A 19,088-nucleotide genomic window follows, 5' to 3' on the forward strand; every position below is an offset into this window, starting at 1 on the left:
GCATCCTTCCGATGTGGTTTGCCCAGCCTGTGGCCAAATCGGCCACTCCCACGGGACCGTCGGCTGGTGACGGTGAATCAAGTCCCGGAGTCTAGAGAGTACGCGAGACCCCGGCAACGACGTGACGATCGGTGACGCCGGGAAGTTCCCAAGCCGTTATCAGATGATCATCATTCGGGCGCGGCGGCGTCGTCGTCCATCTCGAAGAGTGCCCCGGTCAGCGGCGCGGCCGGGGGCGGGGTGAGGCCCAGATGCGCCCAGGCGGCGCCCGTCGCGACCCGCCCGCGCGGCGTGCGGGCCAGCAGCCCCTGCCGGACGAGGAAGGGCTCGGCGACGACTTCCACGGTCTCCGGCTCCTCTCCCACCGACACCGCCAGCGTCGACAACCCCACCGGTCCCCCGCCGAACTTGCGCAACAGCGACGCGAGGACGGCCCGGTCAAGACGGTCCAGGCCCCGCTCGTCCACCTCGTAGAGCTTGAGCGCCACCCGCGCGAGTTCCCGGTCGATCACGCCGTCGGCACGGACCTCGGCGTAGTCGCGGACGCGGCGCAGCAGCCGGTTGGCGATTCGTGGCGTGCCGCGCGACCGGCCAGCGACCTCGGCGGCGCCATCGTCGGTGATCTCGACGTCCAGCAGCCGCGCCGACCGCCGGATGATCACCTCCAGCTCCGCGGGCTCGTAGAAGTCCATGTGCGCGACGAACCCGAACCGGTCGCGCAGCGGTCCGGGCAGCATTCCCGCCCGGGTGGTGGCGCCCACCAGCGTGAACGGCGCGATGTCGAGCGGGATGGCGGTGGCTCCGGGGCCCTTGCCGACGACGACGTCGACCCGGAAGTCCTCCATCGCCATGTACAGCATCTCCTCGGCGGGACGGGCCAGCCGGTGGATCTCGTCCAGGAACAGCACCTCGCCCTCGGCGAGGGTGGACAGCACCGCCGCCAGGTCGCCCGCCCGCTCGATCGCCGGGCCGGAGGAGATCCGCAGCGGCTGCCCCAGCTCCGCGGCGATGATCATGGCGAGGGTGGTCTTGCCCAGGCCGGGCCCGCCCGACAACAGCACATGGTCGGGCGCCCGGCCGCGGCGCAGCGCACCCTGCAGGACCAGGGACAGCTGCTCGCGCACCCGCTCCTGCCCGACGAAGTCGTCGAGCCTCTTCGGCCGGAGCGCGGCCTCGATCACCTGCTCCTCGACACCGTCGGCGGCGGCGGAGACGAGCCGCTCGTCCTCGCTCATTTGCTGAGCTTCCTGAGGGCGGACTTGAGCAGCGTCGCGACCGGGGGCGGCGGCTCGGCGCCGTCCAGATCGGCGGCGACCGCGTCCACGGCGGCGTCGGCGTCCTTAGCGGACCAGCCGAGGTTGATCAGGCCGGCCTGGACCTGCGCGCGCCACGCCTCCGCACGTGCGGGCGCCCGCACGTCGCCGGCGCCATCGCCGATCGGACCGCCCAGCCGGTCCTTCAGTTCCAGGACGATGCGCTGTGCGCCCTTCTTCCCGATGCCGGGCACTTTGGTGAGGGCGGTCAGATCCTCGGCCGCCACCGCGTGCCGCAAGGCGTTCGGGGTGTGGACGGCGAGCATGGCCAGCGCCAACCGTGGCCCGACCCCGCTGGCCGTCTGCAACAACTCGAATACCGTGCGCTCGTCGTCGTCGGCGAACCCGAACAGGGTGAGGGAGTCCTCGCGAACGATCAGGGAGGTCGGCACGGTGGCCTGGTCACCCACCCGCAGTCCGGCCAGGGTGGCGGGGGTGCACTGCACGGCGAAGCCGACGCCGTGCACGTCGATCACCGCCCCGTCGGGCCCGGCGGCGGCGACCTGTCCGCTGACGAAGGCGATCACTGGGTGGTTCCTCCTCTGCTACGGGCGGCGAGCCGCTCGCGCTCGGCCCGCGCCGCCTCCTCGATCCGCGTCGTCCGGGCCGACTCCAGCCGCTGCCGGGCCCCGCCGCGCCATACGTGGCAGATGGCGAGCGCCAGCGCGTCGGCGGCGTCGGCGGGGCGCGGCGCGTCCTCCAGCCCCAGCAGCCGGGTGACCATCCTCGTCACCTGCGCCTTGTCGGCGCGGCCGTTCCCCGTGACGGCGGCCTTGGCCTCGCTGGGGGTGTGCAGGGCGACGGGCAGGCCGCGGCGAGCCGCGGCGAGCATGGCGATCCCGGCGGCCTGGGCCGTGCCCATCACGGTACGGACGTTGTGCTGGGAGAACACGCGCTCGACGGCGACGGCGTCCGGGACCAGCTCGTCCATGAGCGCCTCGATGCCGCGCTCGACGCCGAGCAGACGCAGGGCGTGGTCCTCATCGGGGGCGGTCCGCACGACCGACACGTGCACCAGGCTCAGGCGCCGGCCCGGAGCGCCCTCGACGATCCCCACCCCGCACCGGGTGAGCCCGGGGTCCACCCCCATCACCCGCACGGGCCGCTCCTTCGATCATCTGTTCGGTCCGACACGCTACCAAGCCAGCATCGCACCGTTCACGTGCGGCGGGGTGTGTCCCGAAAAGTAATGCGCCGCGTCCCTGCGAAGCCGACTCCTCAGAAGTAGTCGAGCGAGAACGGTGTGGCGGCGAAGGCGGCGGACAGCGCGTCCGCGTTACCACCGCCGAGCAGGCCAGAGCACCGCAGGGACGCGACCGGGACGCCCGCGTAGAGGCCCGCCAGCCCGCCCGCGCCCAGCCGGACGGCGTGCGGGTGCTCGGCGGAGCGTTCCAGCCGGCCCTCGCCGTCCCTGACCACCAGCCGCCAGTGGCCAGAGTTCGCGGGACGCTGCGGATCGTCGATCAGCAGCGGCGCCTCCGCCGTCACCCCTGCGGGGTAGCCGCGGGCCTCGATCGCGGCGGGCGCGTCCACCACGCGGAGCATCCACTGGTTGCGGCGGACGATGTCGACATCGCGCTCGCGCAGTAGCCAGAGCGCCGCGTCCATCGGCGCAACGCACGCGTGGACCGTGGCGGCGATCGAGGAGCCGGAACCGACGATGGCCCACAGCGCGCGCAGGGTGCGTTCCGAGGACGCCACGAGCCGGGTGACCTCCAGGGCCGTCTTGCTGTCCGTCCAGCGGAAGGAGAGGAACCCATCATCAGCCAGGTAGGAGAACTCTTGTTCGGCGGCGAGGAATACGCGCCAGTACGCCTCCGCCCAGCCGATCGGGCCGCAGTCGCGCGCCGCCCGGTGGACGCGGCCGATGACGGCCGCCACCTCGGCGGCGTCGTCCGGACCGGCCCGGCGGACGGGGACGCGCTCGGCCCCGACGGACCGCAGCGCCTCGGTCGGAATGTCGATCTTGTGCTGGCCGCCCGCGTGCTCCCAGCCGAGGGACCGGTACAGCCATGTCGTTGCCGGATACAGCATGGACAGCGAGTGCCCGAATTCCGCGCAACGCTCCAGCAGGTCGGTCATCAGCGCCCGGCCGAGCCCTCGTCCCCGCTCCTCCGGCGCGACCGTGATCCCGCCGACGCCCGCCATGGACACCGGCCGGCCGTGCCACCACTGCGTCAGGTCGTGCAGACGGCCCGTGGCGACGACACGACCACCGTCGAAGCCGGCGAACTGCCGTCCGGCCTCCAGCGAGGGCCGCGTGTAGCGGAGGGAGGCCTCCCACTCCTCGTCCGAGAAGGGGCCGAAAGAGCGGGATCGGACGTCGCGGGTGGCGTCCAGTTCGCCGGGTTCGAGTACGCGGATCTTCATGATCCGGACCGTACGGCATCCGGCTCACCGGGCGCGCTCAGGCGTCGATCTTCTCCATGATCTCGTCCGAGACGTCGAAGTTGGCGTAGACCTCCTGGACGTCGTCGGAGTCCTCCAGAGCGTCCAGGAGGCGGAAGACCTTCTTGGCGTTGTCCTCGTCCAGGGGGACGGTGACGCTCGGCAGGAACTTGCTCTCGGCCGACTCGTAGTCGATTCCGGCCTCCTGGAGCGCACTGCGGACGGCGACCAGGTCGCCGGCCTCGCTGACGACCTCGAAGTTGTCCTCGTCGAGCTCGTTGACCTCCTCGGCGCCCGCGTCCAGTACCGCCATCATGAGGTCGTCCTCGCTGGTGCCCGCCTGCGGGACGATGACGACGCCCTTGCGATTGAACATGTAGGAGACCGAACCGGGGTCGGCGAGGGAACCGCCGTTGCGGGTGAGGGCCACCCGGACCTCGGAGGCGGCGCGGTTGCGGTTGTCGGTCAGGCACTCGATGAGCACGGCGACACCGCCCGGGGCGTAGCCCTCGTAGGTGATGTTCTGCCAGTCGGCGCCGCCCGCCTCCTCACCGGCGCCGCGCTTGCGCGCGCGCTCGATGTTGTCGTTGGGGACGGAGTTCTTCTTCGCCTTGTAAATGGCGTCGTACAGGGTGGGGTTGGCGTCGGGGTCGCCGCCGCCGGTACGGGCCGCCACCTCGATGTTCTTGATCAGCTTGGCGAAGAGCTTGCCCCGCTTGGCGTCGAGGGCCGCCTTCTTGTGCTTGGTCGTCGCCCATTTGGAATGGCCGGACATCTGTCAATCCTCCTCGGTCGCCCGGCGCACCAGATCGGCGAAATAGTGGTGCACGCGGAAGTCGCCCGTCAGTTCCGGGTGGAAGGCGGTCGCCATGAGGCGGCCTTGACGGACGGCGACGATCCTACCGGCGTTCGGCCCGCCCTCGGCGCGCCCGAGGACCTCGACGGCGTCGCCGACCGACTCGACCCAGGGGGCGCGGATAAATACGGCGTGATACGGCGCATCACCCATTCCGGTCAGTGGAACATCCGCCTCGAAGGAGTCCACCTGGCGGCCGAACGCGTTGCGCCGTACCGTCATGTCGATGCCACCGACGGTCTCCTGGCCTGCCACGCCGTCGCGGATCCGGTCCGCGAGCATGATCATACCGGCGCAGGAGCCGTAGACGGGCATCCCGGACTCGATCCGCTTGCGCAACGGCTCCAGCATCTCGAAGGAGCGGGCCAGGCGCCACATGGTGGTGGACTCGCCGCCGGGCAGGACGAGCCCGTCCACGCGTTCCAGCTCCTCGGGACGGCGGACGTCCAGTGTCCGCGCCCCGGCGCCCTCCAGGGCTCGGGCATGCTCACGCACGTCGCCCTGGAGGGCGAGTACGCCGATCGTCGGCACAGCAGTCACGTAGGAACCCTCCGGGGGCGTGCAGGGGCGTCACAACGGCGGATACCACTTACAACGATCCAAGACGCCGTGGATCTTCCCTTTCGGGGCAGAGTCAGGCGTGCTTGAAACGGCGTAGCGGGAGCTCCAGTGGCAGGAACCCGTCGGTGCCGCGGTGGGCGATGCCGCGGCCGAACATGTGCTCCTCGGCGAGCGCCAGCCCGAACTCCTCCGGGTCGAAGGGCAGCGGCACGTCGGCGGCGCCCTCGTCGATGGCCCGCCAGAACGGCCCCTCGGCGGGGAGCCGCTCCCCCTGGTCGACGATGACGCCGTCCTCGGCCGTCACGAAGACGTCGCGGCGCAGCTCGCCGGACTCGTACCAGCGGAACCAACAGCCACGGATGACGTTGTGCAGGACGAGCACCCCGCAGTGCGAGTCCGGCAGGGCCGCCGCGGCCGTGTCGGCGATCCGGCGGGCGTCGTCATCGAGGCAGAACAGCCGCCGGTCGCACAGCAGCAGCGCCCGCTGGAACGCCCCGACGAACAGCTCGTCCTCATAGGGCCACAGCGCGAAGTCCAGGACGGTGTCCCCGGTCTCGGTGAGGCTGTCGGCCGGATAGAGACCGCGGGCGATGGCCGCGGCGGCGTCCGGATCGGCCACCAGTCCCGGCCGGAACACCTCGGTGGGTTCACCCGCGCTCGCGCATGCCAGCGCGACCGACCAAGCCATGCTCTCCCCTCCCACGGCCGGGCGCCGCCCAAATCCCGGGGGCACCTCCCAGAACCCCGCGGAACTGCCTGTCATCCCGGAAGAACGTCCCCAGACCCTCCCGGAACTACTTTTACCGGCCGCGTCGCCAGAGTATCTCTAGCCTCCGCCTCTGTAGAGGGGGGACCCGAAGTAATCGCCCGACGGCCCCGCCGGGCGATCACTCACGGCACCGGCGCGCAGCCGGAAGGGATCACCAGCCGCGGCCGGCGAACTTCTGGTCCTCGCCGAGGGAGGCGGCGCTGATGCCGACCATGGCCTCGCCGAGGCCGCGGGAGACCTTCGCGATCACGTCGGGGTCGTCGTGGAAGGTGGTGGCCTTGACGATCGCCTCGGCGCGCTGGGCCGGGTTGCCGGACTTGAAGATCCCGGAGCCGACGAACACGCCCTCGGCGCCGAGCTGCATCATCATCGCGGCGTCGGCGGGAGTGGCGATGCCACCGGCGGTGAACAGCACGACGGGCAGCTTGCCTGCCGCCGCGACCTCCTTGACCAGCTCGTATGGCGCCTGGAGCTCCTTGGCTGCCACGTACAGCTCGTCCTCTGGCAGGGACTGGAGCCGGCGGATCTCCTGCCGGATCTGGCGCATGTGGGTGGTGGCGTTCGACACGTCGCCGGTGCCCGCCTCGCCCTTCGACCGGATCATGGCCGCGCCCTCGGTGATGCGGCGCAGCGCCTCGCCGAGGTTGGTGGCGCCGCACACGAACGGGACGGTGAACGCCCACTTGTCGATGTGGTTGTCGTAGTCGGCGGGGGTGAGCACCTCGGACTCGTCGACGTAGTCGACACCGAGGGCCTGGAGCACCCGCGCCTCGACGAAGTGGCCGATACGGGCCTTGGCCATCACCGGGATGGACACCGCGGAGATGATCCCGTCGATCATGTCGGGGTCGCTCATCCGGGAGATGCCGCCCTCGGCGCGGATGTCGGCGGGCACCCGCTCCAAGGCCATGACGGCCACCGCGCCGGCGTCTTCGGCGATCTTCGCCTGGTCGGGCGTGACGACGTCCATGATCACGCCGCCCTTGAGCATCTCCGCCATGCCGCGCTTGACGCGTGCGGTCCCGGTCTCGGGCGCGGCGTTCTCGGGGGCGGGACTGGAAGTGGACACGGGCATTTCCTCACATGGGCGGACGACAAGTCTCTTCCATGATATTGCCTGCTCGGGCGAGTACTCGACCCGACAGAGTGTCAGCGTGAGGGGGCCCCGACTTACGGAGTGACCAGTGACGCTAGGGAATGCGGGGCTTGCCGTCGTTCAGCAGGACGACCCAGACCTGTCCAGGGGCGAAGTTGATCGGACGGCCGTCCGGGGTGGTGTAGGTGGTGCCCTGCGCCTCTGTCGGCCGCGACCATGTCGCCTGGTAGGACTTCCCGTCCCGCAGGACGAGCGCGCGGCCGGTCCCGGTGGTGTGGATCAGCGGGGTGTAGCTGCCGAGGAAGTCGTGGAACCTGGAACGGGTCGTCTTGGCGTACTGGACGACGATCGTCCGGCCGCCGAGCCGCCCGCCCTCGGCCGCGAGGTCGGGCTGCCCGCCCCAGGTGGCGAGCCACCGCCGCTGCTCGGCCGACCAGACGAAGCCCATGGTGGCGGCCGGCCACCGGGCGGTGAAGGACCGGGTGGGCCTGCCGCCTTCGGGTGCCGGGCCGAACCGGAAGCCGATGTCACGGGGCGGGGCGGCCTTGGGCGCCTGCTTGAGCAGGTTCCTCGGGTCGGCGTAGAGGTTGTACGGGATGGGTTTGGGTCCGGCGCGGAAGTAGGCGGACCCGCCGTTGTCCTGGGAGATGTCGTACACCGGCGCTCTGCGGATGTACTTCTTCATCTTGCTCTGGACGCCGGAGAAGGCGAAGGCGGGGCGTCCGAACTGCGGCAGGATGTGCAGATCGGAGATGCGGGCGCTGCGGACGGGCCCGACACGCCTCGGCAGCTGGGACGAGTAGACCGCCATCAGCCGGGTCTCGCCGCCCTCGACCTGCTCCACGTAGACGATGTCGGCGGCCGACACCCCGGACTGCGGCAGCGCCGGCTGGGTGTTCTCGATCTTGACGGCGAGGACCGGGTTCCGCACACCCGTCCTGCCGCCGGTGAACGGGTGGGTCGTCGGCACCGGGGTGGCGGACCCGGTCCCCCCGGCGTTCGGCGGGGCGGCGCCCTCCGGCCCGTTCGAGTCGTCGGAGCAGGCGGCGAGGCCGCCGGCAAGGACGGTGAGGGCCGCGAGACCCGCGGCCGTCCGACCCCGGAGGGCTGTCTCCCGCGCCGTTCGCACGATATTGGCCTCCCTTGAGCAATCTGCCCGAGGGTAGCGAACAGTCTCAAATGCCCGGTGGGGAGTCGTCGATTTCGAAGAAGTCGGGCAGCGGCGCGCGCCCGGCGAGCGGCAGCACCCGGATGAGCACCTTGCGGCGGGCGATGCGGGCCTGGGAGACGGCGTCGTTGTAGAACCGGCGGGCATAGGCCACCTTCGCGGCGGCCGAGGACAGTTCCTCCAGTACGGCCTTCCCAGCGCCCTCCCCCTTGGCGCTGAGCGTGCTGGTGAACTCGGGCTGGTCGACGACCGCACGCAGCGCCCGGGACAGGTCGCTCTCGGCGAACTCCCGGTTGTCGGCGTCTGCGGTGCGGGCCTCGTGCGCGGCGGTGGCCAGCACCAGGCTGGTCGCAGGGTCCAGTAGCCGGGACGCCGCCAGTTCCAGGGCGGCGGCGGCGCGGCGGACCAGCGCGGCGTCCAGCGCGGCGCGGGCCGTCTCGACCCGGACGTGGAGCCGGTCCAGGCGGGTGGCGCGCCACGAGACGTACACCGCGACCAGGAAGACGACCGAGATCCAGAAGAGGACGTCGATGATCCAGTCGTAGGACACCGTTGGCCCCCTAGGCGCCGAGGCCGGACTCGACGACCCCGGCGCTCCCCTGCCCGGCGCCTTCGTACCCGGTGGCCTGCTGGGACACCGTCTCGTACACCCTCAGCACATCCCTGGCCACCGACGACCAGTCGTAGGCGCGGACGGCGGCGCGAGCCTCGGCGGACAGCTGCTTGCGCCGAGCGGGATCGTCGAGGAGATCCCCGGCGGCAGCGGCGAGTGCCTCGTGGTCGCCCGCCGGGAACAGCACCCCCGCGCGGCCGCCGAGCAGCACCCGGTCGAACGCCTCGATGTCACTGGCGAGGATGGGGGCGCCCGCCGACATCGCCTCGGCGAGCACGATGCCGAAGCTTTCGCCGCCGGTGTTGGGGGCGACGAACACGTCCACCGAGTGGTAGGCGCGGATCTTGTCCTCCTCGCTGACCATGCCGAGGACGACGACGCGGTCGCGCAGTTCCGGCGAGATCCTCGCCGCCACCTCGTCGGCGTCGCCGGGGCCGGCGATCAGCAGCCGCAGGCCGGGGCGGCGGCGACCGAGGATCTCGAAGGCGCGCAGCAGGACCGGCAGGCCCTTGCGGGGCTCGTCCATGCGGCCGAGGAAGCCCAGGGCCCCGCCATCGCCGGCGCCCCGCGTACCACCATGCCCGTCGCCGCGGCCGGGCCAGCCGGGCAGCGGGTCGGCCATCGCGTACCGCTCGGTCGCGACGCCGTTGGGGATCAGCACGGCGTCACCGCCCAGGTGCTCGACGAGCGTGGTGCGGGCCGCCTCCGACACCGCGATGCGCCCGGTGATCTTCTCCAGGGCGCTCTGCAGGATCGGCGCGGTGACCGACACCACGCGCGATCTTTCGTAGGACGCGTGGAACGTGCCCACGATGGGCCCGTCCGCCGCCCAGCAGGCCAGCAGGCCGAGCGAGGGCGCAGCGGGCTCGTGGACGTGCAGGACGTCGAAGCGGCCCTCGTTGATCCAGCGGCGGACCCGCCCCGCCGACAGGAACCCGAACGCCAGCCGGGCGACGGAGCCGTTGTAAGGCACGGGCACAGCCCGCCCGGCCGAGACCACGTAGGGAGGGAGTTCGGCGTCGTCGTCGGCGGGCGTGATGACCGACACGTGGTGGCCCAGCGCGATCAAAGCCTCGGCCAGGTCGCGGATATGCTGCTGGACGCCGCCCGGGACGTTCCAGGTGTAAGGGCAGACGATGCCGACCCTCATCGGCGCCCCTCCGCCAGATCCTCCACCCAGACCTTCTGCAGCATGTGCCAGTCCTCCGGGTGCGCTGCGATGCCCTCCTGGAAGGCGCGCGCCAGTTCCTGGGTCATGACCTGGATCCTCTCCTGTCTGACGCCCTCGTCAGGGACGGGGATCTCCTCGTGCACGCGTGCCGCCCAGTACTCGTCTTCGTACCACAGTGTCACGGGAATGAGCGCGGCCCCCGTCTGGATCGCCAGGGCCGCCGCCACCGCGGGCATGCGGGCCGTGGCGCCGAAGAACTCGACGTCCACGCCGTGCGCGGTCAGATCACGGTCGACGACCAGGCACACCGGGCGTCCGGCGCGCAGCCGCCGCGCCATCAGCCCGAACGCGGACGCGCCCCGGTGGGCCAGGACCTCCATGCCGAGGCCCTCGCGGAAGGCGACGAACCGGTCGAACAGCGACTCCGGCTTGAGGCGTTCGGCGACGGTGGTGAACGGGTGGCCGTGGTGCACGAGCCAGGCGCCGGCGTGCTCGTAGTTGCCCATGTGGGGCAGGGCCAGGATGACCCCCCGCCCGGCGTCGAGATTGTTGAAGATCTTCTTCTCGCCGGTGATGCGCATCCCGCCGACGATCCGCGCCCGGTCGTACTCGGGGAGCCGGAAGACCTCCAGCCAGTAGCGGAAGTAGGACCGCAGCACCCTCTTGCTGAGGACACGGACCTCGTCGTCCACCTCCCGCTTGCCGAGGACACGGCACATGTTCTTCTCCAGCTGCCGGACCCCGGCGCCGTGCCGGTGCCAGGTGCGGTCGGCCAGTGCGGTGAAGGCCACCCGCGCCGCCCGCTCGGGCATCTTGCGGACGACCGTCCACCCCAGCGCGTACGCGGCGTCCATCGCCTTGTCGCGGAGCGACATGGGGCCGCGGGGCGGCGCAGGCCCGGAGCCGCGCCGCGCGGTCATGGGCGCGGCTCCGCCGCGGGTTCGGAGGCGGGCTTGGGGTCGGGATCGGCCTTCGCCTGGACGTAGACGGTGGCGAACCGCTGCCCGACCGTGACCGTGCTGAGTGCCGCCAGCACCCACAGGGCCAGGGCCAGGATGTACGGGACGCCGAGACCGTCGAACCCGGCGGCGACCAGCGCGACGATCAGCCGTTCGGCCCGCTCGGCGATCCCCACGTTGCAGGTGTAGCCGAGACCCTCGGCACGGGCCTTGGCGTAGGAGACCACGACCCCGGACACCAGGCAGTACAGGGCGACCGCGGCGAGCGGCTCCTGCCCGTCCCGGTAGAGCCCGATCATCAGCCCAGAGAAGATCGCGGCGTCGGCGACCCGGTCCATCGTGGAGTCCAGGAAGGCGCCGAACTTGGAGATCTTGCCGGTGACACGGGCGACGGCGCCGTCCAGCATGTCGAACAGGACGAACGCGGTGATCACCATCGTTCCCCAGAAGAACTCGCCTCGCGGGTACAGCACGAGAGCGCCGACGGCGACGCCGACCGTCCCGATCACGGTGATGGCGTTCGGCGAGACCCCGGTCCGCGCGACCACCTGGCCGATGGGGGTCAGTACGCGCCCCAGCGCGGGCCTGATTCTGTTGAGCATCGCCGTCCGTTCTCGTGGTGTCGGGTAGAGGCCCCCCGCGGGCTGCCGCAGCGCGCTCAATCGTAGTGCGCGCGCCGCCCGCGGACGGTCAAGCCGGGTTCCGGCCCGCGCGCAGGCCGCAGAGATGACGGATGTTTGTCGTTCACCCCTTGTGATCCGGCCCGTCACGGGAAAGGGTGTTGACACGGGTGTGACGCCGGTCACGCACGTTGGAGGAGGTCGGACGCCGCACTCGGACGTCAGGGCCGGCCCGCGGGGCGCGGCCCCAGCCACACGCGGGCCTCCGCGGCGAGGCCCGTCCGAGGAGGTAGCCATGGCGGACAAGGGAGGCCACCCGGGAGCCCCCGGCAGGGCACCGGAGGCCGGCGGGTGCGACAAGGTGCGCAACGTCGCGCTGGTCGGCCATTCGGGGGCGGGCAAGACCACGCTCGCGGAGGCACTGCTCGCCGCGACGGGCACGGTGCAGCGGGCGGGAAAGGTGGAGGACGGCACGACCGTCAGCGACTTCGACGAGGTCGAGACGCGCCAGCAGCGCTCGGTCAATCTCGCGCTCGCGCCGTTCCAGTACGGGGACATCAAGGTCAATCTGATCGACACGCCGGGATACGCCGACTTCGTGGGCGACCTGCGCGCGGGGCTGCGCGGCGCCGACGCGGCACTGTTCGTGATCTCGGCGGTGGACGGCATCGACGGGCTGACCCGGATGCTGTGGGAGGAGTGCGCGGCCGTCCAGATGCCGCGCGCGGTCGTCATCACCAAGATCGACCAGCAGCGCGGCGACTTCGACGACGTGGTACTGACCTGCCAGGACGTCTTCGGCGAGGGCGTGCTGCCGCTCTACTTCCCGGCGAGCGACGGCGATGGGCTGAAGGGCCTGATCGGGCTGCTGACGCAGCGCTGCCTCGACTACTCCACCGGGCAGCGCACCGAGTGCATGCCGGACCCGGAGTACCTGGACCAGATCTCCGAACAGCGCGCCTCGCTGATCGAGGGGATCATCCAGGAGAGCGAGGACGAGAGCCTCATGGACCGGTACCTGACCGGTGAGGAGATCGACATCAAGGCGCTCGTCGAGGATCTGGAGACCGCGGTGGCGCGCGGCAGCTTCTACCCGGTGCTGGCCACGTCCGTCCCGCACGGGGACCACCCCGGCCCGGTGATCGGGATGCAGGAACTCCTGGAGGTCATCGCCCAGGGTTTCCCGTCCCCGCTGGAGCACGGGATCCCGTCCGTGACGCCGGTGAAGGGCGGCCCGCCGAAGGAGATCGCCTGCGACGCGGAGGGGCCGCTGGTCGCCGAGGTGATCAAGACGACCTCCGACCCGTACGTCGGACGGATCTCCCTGGTCCGGGTGTTCTCCGGGACGCTGCGCCCCGACACCGTCGTCCACGTCTCCGGGCACGGCATGGAGGACCGCGGCCACGAGGACCACGACGTCGACGAGCGCGTCGGCGCCCTCACCTCCCCGCTCGGCAAGACGCAGCGGACCGTCGCGTCCTGCACGGCGGGCGACATCTGCGCGGTCGCCAAGCTGGCGCGCGCCGAGACCGGCGACACGCTGTCCGACCCGTCCGCGCCGGTGGTGATGGCCCCCTGGTCGATGCCGGACCCGCTGCTGCCCGTCGCCATCCGGGCCAAGTCCAAGGCGGACGAGGACAAGCTCAGCCAGGCCCTCGGGCGGCTCGTCGCCGAGGACCCCACGCTGCGGCTGGAGAACAACGCCGAGACCCGCCAGCTCGTCCTGTGGTGCATGGGCGAGGCCCACGCGGACGTGCTGATCGACCGCCTCCACACCCGCTACGGCGTCGAGGTCGAGCGGATCGGGTTGCGGGTGCCGCTGCGGGAGACGTTCGGTGGAACCGCCAAGGGCCTCGGCCGGCACGTCAAGCAGAGCGGCGGACACGGCCAGTACGGCATCTGCCACATCGATGTGGAGCCGCTGCCGTCCGGCACGGGGTTCGAGTTCGTCGACAAGATCGTCGGTGGAGTCGTGCCGCGGCAGTTCATCCCCTCGGTCGAGAAGGGGCTCCGGCAGCAGATGAGCCGTGGCGTGTCGGCCGGCTACCCGCTCGTCGACATCAAGGTCACCCTGCACGACGGCAAGGCCCACTCGGTGGACTCCTCCGACATGGCCTTCCAGGCCGCCGGCGCCCTGGCGCTCAAGGACGCGGCGGGCGCGGTGCCGATCCTGCTGCTGGAACCGGTCGACGAGATGGCCGTCCTCATCGCCGACGAGTACGTGGGCGCGGTCATGTCCGACCTCACCTCCCGGCGCGGGCGCGTCCTCGGCTCCGAGGCCGTCCCCGGCGGCCGCACCATGATCAAGGCGGAGGTCCCGCAACTGGAGATCATCCGTTACGCGATCGACCTGCGCTCGATGTCCCAGGGCACGGGCACCTTCAACCGCTCCTTCCTCCGCTACGAACCGCTCCCCTCCCACCTGGCCGACAAGGTCGCCGCCGAGTCCAGGGACGACTAGCCCCGCGGACACCAGGCCGGAACGGCCAGGTCCGGCCGGACCCTTCCGGCCTGGTGCTCCACGGCGGAATTCATCCTTTCGACACCCCGGCCTCATCCCAGAGAGTGAGCGCCGATTCGACCCCCGGGGCGATCATCTTCGGACCTCGCCGTGAAATTCTGGCTGGGCTATGGAAGACGCGGGGGAAGATCAGCGGCCCGAGGGGCCCGGGCGCCGCCGAGTGGTCAAGAGGCTCGGCCTCGCCGCCGGCGGCCTGCTCGCGGCCGGCGCCGGGTTCGTCGCCGAGGAGGCATGGCGCGAGCAGGACCCGCCGACGCCCGCGTCGGCTGCCTCCGTGGACTCCTGGCAGCCGCCCGGGCGCCAGGTCGACGTCATCTGGGCCGTCGACACCGCGCGCCGCCTCATCGCGCTCACCTTCGACGACGGCCCGATGGAGCGCTGGACTCCGCAGGCCCTCGACGCGCTGGACGCCGAGAAGGTCCCCGCGACGTTCTTCGTCGTCGGCAGCCGGCTCGTCCGCAACGCCGACCTGGTCAGGGGCCGCCTCGACCGCCACGAGATCGGCAACCACACCTGGCAGCACGACGACCTGTCGAGGATGAGTCACCGCAGCGCCTACCGCTCCATCCACCGCACCCACGAGGCGATCAAGGAGGTCACCGGCCGGGAGCCGCGGCTGCTGCGCCCGCCGTGGGGCCGGCTCGGCGGCACCACGCTGCACGTCGCCGCCGAGCACGGCTACGACATCGCGCTGTGGTCGCTGCTGGTGCAGGACCGCCGCTTCGGGGAGGAGCCGTCCGAACTGGTGGACACGGTCGTCACCAACGCCAGGCCCGGCACGATCCTGCTCGCCCACGACGTCGGCGCGCCGAGCCGCAAGGTCGCCGTCCAGCAGTTGCCCGCCATGATCCAGGGGCTGCGGGCCCGGGGGTTCGAGTTCGTCACGGTGTCGCAGCTCCGGCAGGCGGGGACCCGTGGGGGCGCCGGGTCGACGCGGCCGGTCATCGCGCCGACGCCGCGGAGGCGGCTCTAGGGTGGTGTGATGCACATTCCGGCCCTCCGCCTTGGCGCACGCGCCAGGCTGTGGCGCTCCGCCACGGCGATGGCCGGCATCGCAGCGCTGCTCTGGAGCAGTGCGTACGGAGCCGACGACGACTTCCCGTTCGGGCCCATGACGCAGTTCGCGTTCTCGGTCGACAACGACGGCGGCGAGATCCACTCCCACTGGCTGGAGGCCGACACCGCGGCGGGCACGCACGTGAAGCTGTCCATGGACGCCGTGGGGTCCGGCATGAAGCGCGCCGAGATCGAGGGCCAGATGACCCGGCTCGTCCGCGACCCGTCCCTGTTGCAGGGCATCGCCGACGGGCAGCGCCGGCTGCACCCCCGAGAGCCCCGGCTGACCAGGATCTACATCGTGAAACAGGTCCAGACGTTGAAGCACGGCAAGGTGGTGTCGACCACCAGGACGAACCGCGTCGTCTGGGACGTGCGGTGACCGCCGCCGCGACGCCGGAGGCGCCCGGTCCCGCCCCAGCCCCGGAGCGGGACGCCGAGCCGCGGCGCACGTACTGGGGCCGCTGGTGGTACGGGCCGATGCCGCGGGCCAGGATCGCCTGGCTGCGGATCATCGGATACGTGTTCCTGCCGTTCGACATGCTGCTGCTGACCAGCAGTTCGATGGCGCACGCGCGGCTGCCCGCCGACCTGTACCAGCCGGTTCGGCTGGCGCGCTGGCTGCACCTGCCCGCGCCCACCCCCGGCGCCATGTACACCCTGCTGGTGGTCACCATCGCCGCCGGTCTCGTCGCGGCCACCGGCCGGGTCCTGCCGCGGCTGACCGGCTACGTCACCGCCTGCGGCTACCTGTGGTGGGTCACCATCAGCATGTCGTACGGCAAGGTCGACCACGACCACCTGGCGCTCGTCATCGCGCTGTTCGTGCTGCCGAGCGTCGGGCGCGCCGGAATCGGGGACCGGCGCGGCTGCGAGGCGTCGGCCTGGTCGGTCCGCTGCATCCAGGTCTCGGTGGTCGCCGCCTACTTCCTGTCGGCGTGGGCCAAGGTACGTATCGGCGGATTCCCGGCGTGGCAGAACGGCGCGACCGTCCAGTGGGCGCTGAGCCGCCGCGGAACGCCGTTCGGCCGCAGCTTCATCGAGTACCCGCTGCTGCTGAGGATCAGCCAGTGGTTCATGTTCCTGGCGGAGGCGACCTCGCCCGCACTGCTGTTCCTGCGCGGACGACCGCTCTATCTGCTGGTGCTGTTCTTCGCGGGCTTCCACGCCGTCACGTACGCGCTGATGACGATCCACTTCCTGCCGCACGCGATCTGGTTGGCGGCGTTCCTGCCGCTGGAGCGGCTCACCGGGCTGCTGCCCGAGCGCCTGCGCGGGAGCACCGAGGCACCGGCCACACGGCCGGCGGACGCCCGACAGCCGCTGCCGAGCTGACCGGCCGACGCCCCGCCACCGAGTCGATCAGTCGGCCGCGCCGGGCCGTTGCGCCGCCGGGAGCATGCAGGCGGCGGTACCGCCCGGCATGCGGTGCCGGTTGTTCGCGACGAGCCGGTAGACGACGTGTGCGGCCCAGCTCACCGGCGGAACCCGCATGACCACGCCGAGCGCCCGCCACGGGCCGCCCGCCGCGGTCAGCAGCCGCCCGATCGCCTCCGCACCGCCGCTGACCCGCCCGAGCCGGTCGATCCACAGCACCTCGTGCTCGGCCCGCCCCGCCGTCGTGCCGAGCGCTCCGAGGTCGGCGAACTGGAAGGCGACGACCGTGGCGTCCACGGGCACCCGGCGCTCAAGGAACCGCACCGAGGACGTGCAGAACCCGCAGTCCCCGTCGTACACCAGCACGGGCCGCTCTCGCGTGGTCATGACGTCCCCTCCCCGCCGTCCCTCACACGTCGCTGCTTAATGCGTTCCTGCGTCATAGGTCCTGTCATACGTCCTGTGTCATACGTCCTGGGGCCACGCGTCCGCGAGCAGTTGGCGGGTGTCGCGGAGCAGCTGCGGGAGGACTTTGGTGTGCCCGACGACAGGCATGAAGTTGGTGTCGCCGCCCCAGCGCGGCACCACATGCTGGTGCAGGTGCGCGGCGATGCCCGCGCCCGCCACCAGCCCGAGGTTCATGCCGACGTTGAACCCCTGCGCGCCACTGGCCTTGCGGAGCGCCGAGAGAGCTCGCTGTGTGAACATGGCCAGCTCACGGTATTCCGGCTCGTCCAGGTCGGCGTAGTCGGCGACGTGCCGGTAAGGGACGACCATGAGGTGGCCGGAGTTGTAGGGGTAGAGGTTCAGAACCGCGAACACCGACGTGCCGCGCGCCACGACGAGGCCCTCCGCGTCGGTCATCCTCGGGATCTCGCAGAACGGGCAACCCTCGTCCGCGCCCATCCCGGTCGGCTTGTTCTCACCCTTGATGTAGGCCATCCGATGAGGGGTCCACAGCCGCTGGAAGTTGTCGGGCGCACCCGCGCCGCCCCTCTCCTCCTCGAAGCGGGGGTTGCGTTCGGTCCCGACGGGCTTCTCCGGCTCTGCGCTCAAGGCAGCGGTCTCCTTTTGTTCACGGCCTGACCAGCAGCATAGAGAGGGACACCCGCTGTCCTGTAGCCGGGATCCCCCGCGAGGACGGGGACGCGCCCGCAAATCCCCACTTCCGTGACGTCTCACGGCTCGCTCCGACACCATGGTTCACCTCACCGACCGCAGGGAGCGATCATGACGGACCTCGACAAGGGCCACGCCGGAACCGGTGGGGAGCCACAGACCGAGGCCGGGCCGCTGCCGTTCTTCCCTGGCCCGCCCGGGCTGTCCGGGCCGCTGCCGCCGGCCGCACCGCTCTCCGCCCCTCCCCCGGCCTCCCCGGCACCCGCGCCCCCCTCGACGCCCTCCCACGACACGTCCACGCACAGCGCCTCCTCGTACGCCACGTCCCCCTACCTGACGTCCCCGCACACGACGTCCCCGCACACGGCCTCCCTCCACGGTCCGCCCGCCGCCCCGTCCGCGCACACGCCCGTGTCACCCGCCATGCCGCTCCACGGCGGCGGCCCGCACGCCGAGGGACCAGGGCCGGAGGCGCCCTCCGACGGCGAGGGCGGGGCGCCGACGGACGGCCGCATCACGATCGAGGACGAGGTGATCGAGAAGATCGCCGCGCTGGCCGCGTTGGAAGTGCACGGGGTGGTCGGCCTCGCCGGGCCTCCGGGGGCCGACGAGCGGCGCGGCGCGGGGGGCGTCCGCGTCCGGCTGCACGGGGACGAGGTGACGCTCGACCTCGGCATCGCGGTGGGATACGGCAGTGTGATCATGGAGGTGGCGCGTGTCGTGCAGGCCAACGTCGGACGGGTCGCAGGGCTGATGCTCGGGATGCGGGTCGCGGCGGTCAACGTCGCGGTCGAGGACGTCCGCGTGACCGCCGAGGCCGCTCCCCCTCCTGGTACGAGCGCGTACCAGCCCCCGGCTCAGACGGCGGCGCGGGCGTAGCAGGTCTGCATGGCCACCCCGACCGAGACCGTGGTGACCTTGACCCGCTGGACGAGCCGCGCCGGGACGCCCCCGAAGTGGAAGGTGTGCGGGGCCCCGCCTCGGACGGCCGCCTGCTGGGACTGCGGCGCGTAGCCGCGGAGCGTGAGCTCGGCGCGCACCGCACCGCTGGCGGAAACGGTGATCACGACGTCCACGGCGCCGGCGGCCTCACGGTAGAAGGCCGTCCCCTGGGGGCACCACGTGAGCCCGGTGCCGGAGCCGTTCTGGCCCGGCAGGCGGGGCCCACCGTCCGTGCCGGGCGGGGCTCCGCTCTGCCGGGGCACGGAGGTGGTCGGCGCGACGGGGTCGGAGGCACCGGACGGCACGCCCGGCGCGACCGCCCGCCCGGTGGCGGACGTCGCGCCGGAACCCGAGGCGCCCTGCACCCCGGTGGCGTCCGCGCCGTCACCGCCCGCACGGATCAGCGGCAGGAGGAGGACCACGACGGCCGCCGCCACGAGCAGCAGGGCGGCGCCGTACCCGGCGACCCGGACGAGGACCGGCGGGGCACCGCGTCCCCGCCTCGCGGACTTCATCGGCACCGTCTCCCCGGTCGTGGCAGGTGACCGCCGAGGTTACC

Annotated in this window: 21 protein-coding genes; 5 read left to right on the forward strand and 16 right to left on the reverse strand. The window is 71.8% G+C overall.

All coding sequences use genetic code 11. The annotated features are described in order from the left end of the window. Positions 1-170 precede the first annotated feature (170 nt). The 13 genes from ruvB to pgsA form a co-directional block, all read right to left on the reverse strand. Positions 171-1,235 carry a Holliday junction branch migration DNA helicase RuvB gene (gene ruvB / locus AMA02S_RS36885; RefSeq protein WP_067468707.1) on the reverse strand — a complete coding sequence of 355 codons (1,065 nt, stop codon included), beginning with the start codon at positions 1,233-1,235 and terminating at the stop codon, positions 171-173. Further along, complete coding sequence (gene ruvA / locus AMA02S_RS36890) at positions 1,232-1,840, reverse strand: Holliday junction branch migration protein RuvA (protein ID WP_067468710.1); 609 nt, start codon at positions 1,838-1,840, stop codon at positions 1,232-1,234. Before ruvA ends, ruvB begins: the two co-directional genes overlap by 4 nt. Then, on the reverse strand, positions 1,837-2,412 hold the full coding sequence (gene ruvC, locus AMA02S_RS36895) for a crossover junction endodeoxyribonuclease RuvC (protein WP_067468713.1): 576 nt from the start codon (positions 2,410-2,412) through the stop codon (positions 1,837-1,839). Before ruvC ends, ruvA begins: the two co-directional genes overlap by 4 nt. A gap of 119 nt (positions 2,413-2,531) precedes the next feature. Next, positions 2,532-3,683, reverse strand: coding sequence for a GNAT family N-acetyltransferase (locus AMA02S_RS36900; protein WP_067468716.1), 1,152 nt, complete (start codon positions 3,681-3,683; stop codon positions 2,532-2,534). Positions 3,684-3,720: 37 nt separating this feature from the next. After that, positions 3,721-4,476 carry a YebC/PmpR family DNA-binding transcriptional regulator gene (locus AMA02S_RS36905; protein WP_067468719.1) on the reverse strand — a complete coding sequence of 252 codons (756 nt, stop codon included), beginning with the start codon at positions 4,474-4,476 and terminating at the stop codon, positions 3,721-3,723. A gap of 3 nt (positions 4,477-4,479) precedes the next feature. Beyond that, positions 4,480-5,097, reverse strand: coding sequence for a pyridoxal 5'-phosphate synthase glutaminase subunit PdxT (gene pdxT, locus AMA02S_RS36910; protein ID WP_067468722.1), 618 nt, complete (start codon positions 5,095-5,097; stop codon positions 4,480-4,482). A gap of 94 nt (positions 5,098-5,191) precedes the next feature. Continuing rightward, the gene (locus AMA02S_RS36915; protein ID WP_067468725.1) at positions 5,192-5,806 is read right to left on the reverse strand and encodes a DUF6928 family protein; all 615 of its coding nucleotides are present in this window, start codon (positions 5,804-5,806) and stop codon (positions 5,192-5,194) included. A gap of 232 nt (positions 5,807-6,038) precedes the next feature. Beyond that, entirely contained in the window at positions 6,039-6,962 is a 924-nt protein-coding gene (gene pdxS / locus AMA02S_RS36920; RefSeq protein WP_067468728.1) for a pyridoxal 5'-phosphate synthase lyase subunit PdxS, read from the reverse strand. Between the two features lie 115 nt (positions 6,963-7,077). After that, positions 7,078-8,112, reverse strand: a complete 1,035-nt coding sequence (locus AMA02S_RS36925) for a DUF3048 domain-containing protein (protein ID WP_067468731.1) — start codon at positions 8,110-8,112, stop codon at positions 7,078-7,080. Positions 8,113-8,158: 46 nt separating this feature from the next. Next, positions 8,159-8,701, reverse strand: a complete 543-nt coding sequence (locus AMA02S_RS36930) for a LemA family protein (RefSeq protein ID WP_067468734.1) — start codon at positions 8,699-8,701, stop codon at positions 8,159-8,161. Positions 8,702-8,711: 10 nt separating this feature from the next. Continuing rightward, a complete protein-coding gene (locus AMA02S_RS36935) occupies positions 8,712-9,914 on the reverse strand; it encodes a glycosyltransferase family 4 protein (protein ID WP_067468738.1) in 1,203 nt (400 codons plus the stop codon). Beyond that, positions 9,911-10,855 carry a phosphatidylinositol mannoside acyltransferase gene (locus tag AMA02S_RS36940; protein WP_439951624.1) on the reverse strand — a complete coding sequence of 315 codons (945 nt, stop codon included), beginning with the start codon at positions 10,853-10,855 and terminating at the stop codon, positions 9,911-9,913. Before AMA02S_RS36940 ends, AMA02S_RS36935 begins: the two co-directional genes overlap by 4 nt. Further along, entirely contained in the window at positions 10,852-11,496 is a 645-nt protein-coding gene (pgsA, locus tag AMA02S_RS36945) for a phosphatidylinositol phosphate synthase (RefSeq protein WP_067468741.1), read from the reverse strand. Before pgsA ends, AMA02S_RS36940 begins: the two co-directional genes overlap by 4 nt. Before the next feature lie 313 nt (positions 11,497-11,809). Between pgsA and AMA02S_RS36950 the strand changes: the two genes are divergently transcribed. The 4 genes from AMA02S_RS36950 to AMA02S_RS36965 all read left to right on the forward strand — a co-directional run bounded on the left by AMA02S_RS36950 (position 11,810) and on the right by AMA02S_RS36965 (position 16,426). Then, positions 11,810-13,975 (forward strand): elongation factor G-like protein EF-G2, encoded by a 2,166-nt coding sequence (locus AMA02S_RS36950; RefSeq protein ID WP_067468743.1) that lies wholly within the window; start codon positions 11,810-11,812, stop codon positions 13,973-13,975. 169 nt (positions 13,976-14,144) lie between these two features. Continuing rightward, positions 14,145-15,008, forward strand: coding sequence for a polysaccharide deacetylase family protein (locus tag AMA02S_RS36955; RefSeq protein WP_067468745.1), 864 nt, complete (start codon positions 14,145-14,147; stop codon positions 15,006-15,008). A gap of 9 nt (positions 15,009-15,017) precedes the next feature. Beyond that, positions 15,018-15,473 (forward strand): hypothetical protein, encoded by a 456-nt coding sequence (locus AMA02S_RS36960; protein ID WP_084265992.1) that lies wholly within the window; start codon positions 15,018-15,020, stop codon positions 15,471-15,473. Further along, positions 15,470-16,426, forward strand: a complete 957-nt coding sequence (locus AMA02S_RS36965) for an HTTM domain-containing protein (RefSeq protein WP_067468748.1) — start codon at positions 15,470-15,472, stop codon at positions 16,424-16,426. The genes AMA02S_RS36960 and AMA02S_RS36965 overlap by 4 nt, the downstream gene beginning before the upstream one ends. Before the next feature lie 27 nt (positions 16,427-16,453). On the opposite strand, the gene AMA02S_RS36970 is transcribed toward AMA02S_RS36965, so the two are convergent. Together AMA02S_RS36970 and AMA02S_RS36975 are read right to left on the reverse strand one after the other, a co-directional pair. After that, complete coding sequence (locus AMA02S_RS36970; protein ID WP_067468751.1) at positions 16,454-16,855, reverse strand: thiol-disulfide oxidoreductase DCC family protein; 402 nt, start codon at positions 16,853-16,855, stop codon at positions 16,454-16,456. Positions 16,856-16,933: 78 nt separating this feature from the next. Further along, positions 16,934-17,524, reverse strand: coding sequence for an HIT family protein (locus AMA02S_RS36975; protein WP_067468754.1), 591 nt, complete (start codon positions 17,522-17,524; stop codon positions 16,934-16,936). Between the two features lie 174 nt (positions 17,525-17,698). Here AMA02S_RS36975 and AMA02S_RS36980 point away from each other — a divergent pair, with 174 nt between their 5' ends. Then, positions 17,699-18,466 carry an Asp23/Gls24 family envelope stress response protein gene (locus tag AMA02S_RS36980; protein ID WP_067468757.1) on the forward strand — a complete coding sequence of 256 codons (768 nt, stop codon included), beginning with the start codon at positions 17,699-17,701 and terminating at the stop codon, positions 18,464-18,466. Here AMA02S_RS36980 and AMA02S_RS36985 read toward each other — a convergent pair. Beyond that, positions 18,445-19,044 carry a hypothetical protein gene (locus tag AMA02S_RS36985; protein WP_067468760.1) on the reverse strand — a complete coding sequence of 200 codons (600 nt, stop codon included), beginning with the start codon at positions 19,042-19,044 and terminating at the stop codon, positions 18,445-18,447. The genes AMA02S_RS36980 and AMA02S_RS36985 overlap by 22 nt on opposite strands. Between the last annotated feature and the right edge of the window lie 44 nt (positions 19,045-19,088).

It is taken from the genome of Actinomadura macra NBRC 14102 (assembly GCF_001552215.1).
GTDB lineage: Bacteria > Actinomycetota > Actinomycetes > Streptosporangiales > Streptosporangiaceae > Spirillospora > Spirillospora macra.

Coding starts and splice junctions, on each gene's coding strand:
- AMA02S_RS36940 (WP_439951624.1), bottom strand. CDS start 10,855: ATGACCGCGCGGCGCGGCTCCGGGCCTGCGCCGCCCCGCGGCCCCATG.
- AMA02S_RS36985 (WP_067468760.1), bottom strand. CDS start 19,044: ATGAAGTCCGCGAGGCGGGGACGCGGTGCCCCGCCGGTCCTCGTCCGG.
- AMA02S_RS36935 (WP_067468738.1), bottom strand. CDS start 9,914: ATGAGGGTCGGCATCGTCTGCCCTTACACCTGGAACGTCCCGGGCGGC.
- AMA02S_RS36955 (WP_067468745.1), top strand. CDS start 14,145: ATGGAAGACGCGGGGGAAGATCAGCGGCCCGAGGGGCCCGGGCGCCGC.
- AMA02S_RS36905 (WP_067468719.1), bottom strand. CDS start 4,476: ATGTCCGGCCATTCCAAATGGGCGACGACCAAGCACAAGAAGGCGGCC.
- AMA02S_RS36950 (WP_067468743.1), top strand. CDS start 11,810: ATGGCGGACAAGGGAGGCCACCCGGGAGCCCCCGGCAGGGCACCGGAG.
- AMA02S_RS36980 (WP_067468757.1), top strand. CDS start 17,699: ATGACGGACCTCGACAAGGGCCACGCCGGAACCGGTGGGGAGCCACAG.
- AMA02S_RS36900 (WP_067468716.1), bottom strand. CDS start 3,683: ATGAAGATCCGCGTACTCGAACCCGGCGAACTGGACGCCACCCGCGAC.
- AMA02S_RS36915 (WP_067468725.1), bottom strand. CDS start 5,806: ATGGCTTGGTCGGTCGCGCTGGCATGCGCGAGCGCGGGTGAACCCACC.
- pdxS (WP_067468728.1), bottom strand. CDS start 6,962: ATGCCCGTGTCCACTTCCAGTCCCGCCCCCGAGAACGCCGCGCCCGAG.
- ruvB (WP_067468707.1), bottom strand. CDS start 1,235: ATGAGCGAGGACGAGCGGCTCGTCTCCGCCGCCGCCGACGGTGTCGAG.
- pgsA (WP_067468741.1), bottom strand. CDS start 11,496: ATGCTCAACAGAATCAGGCCCGCGCTGGGGCGCGTACTGACCCCCATC.
- AMA02S_RS36970 (WP_067468751.1), bottom strand. CDS start 16,855: ATGACCACGCGAGAGCGGCCCGTGCTGGTGTACGACGGGGACTGCGGG.
- AMA02S_RS36960 (WP_084265992.1), top strand. CDS start 15,018: ATGCACATTCCGGCCCTCCGCCTTGGCGCACGCGCCAGGCTGTGGCGC.